General features: G+C 68.9%; 3 protein-coding genes. All 3 read right to left on the bottom strand.

All coding sequences use genetic code 11. From position 1 onward, the window contains the following. The coding region (gene ctaD, locus AB0C29_RS40200) for a cytochrome c oxidase subunit I (protein WP_360832130.1) at window positions 1-1691 on the bottom strand (1691 nt) is incomplete at its 3' end. A gap of 123 nt (window positions 1692-1814) precedes the next feature. Then, window positions 1815-2924 carry an FAD-dependent monooxygenase gene (locus AB0C29_RS40205; RefSeq protein ID WP_360832133.1) on the bottom strand — a complete coding sequence of 370 codons (1110 nt, stop codon included), beginning with the start codon at window positions 2922-2924 and terminating at the stop codon, window positions 1815-1817. A gap of 132 nt (window positions 2925-3056) precedes the next feature. Beyond that, window positions 3057-3257: helix-turn-helix domain-containing protein (locus AB0C29_RS40210; protein ID WP_360832135.1), on the bottom strand; the 201-nt coding region annotated here is incomplete at its 5' end.

Consider the following 3257-nt stretch of genomic DNA (forward strand, 5'->3'; position numbering starts at 1 on the left):
GGGCGGGCGCCGCCCTCCGGCGGGCCGGCCAGCGACTGGGCGCCGGCCGCGAGCTCCGGGAACTTCGCGTCGAAGGCCGGGCGCTCGGAGCGGATCCGGGGCATCTTGTCGAAGTTGCGCAGCGGCGGCGGCGACGACGTCGCCCATTCCAGGGAGTTGCCGGCGCCCCAGGGGTCGTCGACGGTTACCAGTTGGCCGACCTTGTAGGACTTCCACACGTTGTAGATGAACGGCAGGGTCGAGGCGCCCAGGACGAACGAGCCGATTGTCGAGAACGTGTTCAGGAAGGTGAAGCCGTCGCTCGGCAGGTAGTCCGCGTACCGGCGGGGCATGCCTTCCGCGCCCAGCCAGTGCTGGACGAGGAACGTGGCGTGGAAGCCGAGGAAGGTCAGCCAGAAGTGGATCTTTCCGAGGCGGTCGTCGAGCATTCGGCCGAACATCTTCGGGAACCAGAAGTAGATGCCCGAGAACACCGCGAACACGATCGTGCCGAACAGCACGTAGTGGAAGTGCGCGATGACGAAGTACGAGTCCGAGACGTGGAAGTCGATCGGCGGGGCCGCCAGCAGCACGCCGGACAGACCGCCGAAGAGGAACGTCACGAGGAAGCCGATGGCGAACATCATCGGCGTCTCGAAGCTGATCTGCCCGCGCCACATCGTGCCGATCCAAACGAAGAACTTCATGCCCGTCGGGACCGCGATGAGGAAGCTCAGGAAGCTGAAGAACGGCAGCAGCACCTGGCCGGTGACGAACATGTGGTGCGCCCACACGCTCATCGACAGCGCGGCGATGAGCAGGGTCGCGCCGACCAGGCCCTTGTAGCCGAAGACCGGCTTGCGGCTGAAGACCGGGATGACCTCCGTGATGATGCCGAAGAACGGCAGCGCCACGATGTAGACCTCTGGGTGACCGAAGAACCAGAAGAGGTGCTGCCAGAGCATCGGGCCGCCGGTGTCCACGTCGAAGACGTGGGCGCCGAGCACGCGGTCGGCGGCCAGGGCGAACAGCGCCGCGGCCAGGAACGGGAAGACCATGATCACCAGGAGGCTGGTGACCAGGATGTTCCACGTGAAGATCGGCATCCGGAACATCGTCATGCCGGGGGCGCGCAGCGTGATGATCGTGGTGATGATGTTGACGCCACCGAGGATGGTGCCGAGGCCGGAGAGCGCCAGGCCGACGACCCACATGTTGCCGCCGATGCCCGGCGAGTGCAGCGAGTTGCTGAGCGGGGTGTACGCGAACCAGCCGAAGTCGGCCGCCCCACCCGGGGTAAGGAACCCACCGATCGCGATCGTGCCGCCGAACAGGTACAGCCAGTAGGCGAACGCGTTGAGCCGCGGGAACGACACGTCCGGCGCGCCGATCTGGATCGGCACCACGAAGTTGGCGAAGGCGAACACGATCGGCGTCGCGAAGAACAGCAGCATGATCGTGCCGTGCATCGTGAACAGCTGGTTGTACTGCTCCGGCGAGAGGAACTGCATGCCCGGGCGGGCCAGCTCCGATCGCATCAGCAGGGCCATGAATCCGCCGAGGATGTAGAACACGAAGGCGGTGATCATGTACATGATCCCGATCTGCTTCGCGTCCGTCGTCCGCAGGATCCGCGCGAGGGCCGAGCCCTTCACCTGCTGTCGCACCGGCCAGGGCCGGGTCACGATCGGCTTAGGCGCAACGGTCGTCACGGATAGCCTCCGGTGTCTCGTTCGTCCCACTGCGTACACCCGAGATGAAAGGCGTACCTCGCAGGCAGAATAGTCCCCCGCCGACCCCCGGCGGGCGCGGGGTGACCAAAGAGCACCCAGGTCTCAGAACGGCTCGACGAGTCCCCGGTACTGATCGGCGAAGATCCGTTGACCCCGCCTGCGCAGCATAGGGTCGCGCTCCGCCGGGGCGACGTCACGGGTCTGGTCGCGCTGGCGGGTGTGCTCGCGCACCTGGGCGCAGCGATCGTGTCTGCGCTGCTCAAAGGCCCGCAACGCAGCCGGCACGTCGTGCGGGGTGGCCTTGAGCACTTCGCCGAGCACGACGGCGTCCTCGAGCGCCATCGCGGCGCCCTGGGCCAGGGTCGGGGCGGTCGCGTGGGCCGCGTCGCCGACCAGCAGCACCGGGCCCTTCGTCCAGCCGTCCAGTACTACCTCGTCGGTGCGGGCGACCTGAACCTTCTCCAGTGCGGCGAGGACGGCCGGGACCGGCCCGCCGAAGCCGCCGAACAGCTCACGGACGCGGGCGCGCGGGTCCTCGGGGTTGGGGGTGCCCGCCTCGACCGTCTCGTCCGCGTGGACGTAGAGCCGGCGGCCGCCCATCGGCATCACGACGAACTGCGAGCGTTCGCCGAGCAGGCAGGTCCAGTCGCTGAGCGACGGGCCGCCGCTGACCACGCTGCGGTAGACGATCTGGCCGGTCGGGACCGCGGGGCCGCCGAGCCCCGCCTTGGCCCGGATCATGGAGCGCCGCCCGTCGGCCGCGACGACGAGGTCGTACTCGGCGATGGCGCCGTTGCCGAACTCGACCTTGGCCCCGCCGTCGACGATCTCCAGGTCGCGTACGGCGGTCTCGTAGCGCACCTCGCCGCCGACGCTGGTGAGCAGCACCTGCTGCAGGTCAGCCCGGGACAGCGCCCGGCTCTCGCCGACCCCCGCCCACAGCCCGGCCAGGTCGACCTCGAAGAGCAGGTCACCACTGGAGTCGTGGAAGACCTGCCGGAAGATGAGGTCGCCGAGCGGGCGCAGCGGTGCGTCGAGGCCTAGCTGCCGCATCGCGCGCGACGCGTTGCCGGGCAGGAAGATGCCGGCGCCGGGGACGGTGCTGGCCGGCAGCTCCTCGACCACGTCGGGCCGGAAGCCGGCGACTCTGAGCCCTCGGGCCGCCGCGAGGCCGCTGATGCCGGCGCCCACGACGAGGATGCGCAAGGTCATCGCAACAACGCCTCCGAGGGGTGGTCGATACGCGTCGGAGCCAAGACACTACAGGCCGCCACTGGAGCGCGAAACCCACGATCATGCTTGTGTCCGTTTTGTGCGAGACAGCGCAGCGCGCGGGCCGGCACGTCAGGCCACCAGCTCGCGCAGGGGCACACCCGCCAGCGCCTTGACGTCCCGGGAGAGGTGGGCCTGGTCGGCATAGCCCGCGGACACGGAGACGTCGGCGAACGGGCGGCCGGACCGGGCCAGCGCCACCGCCGTCTGCAACCGCAGGATCCGGGCGAGCGTCTTGGGGCCGTACCCGAAGGTGCTCCGGCATTTTCGCTG

Origin of the sequence: Actinoplanes sp. NPDC048791 (genome assembly GCF_040650095.1) — a bacterium.
Classification (GTDB): Bacteria; Actinomycetota; Actinomycetes; order Mycobacteriales; family Micromonosporaceae; genus Actinoplanes.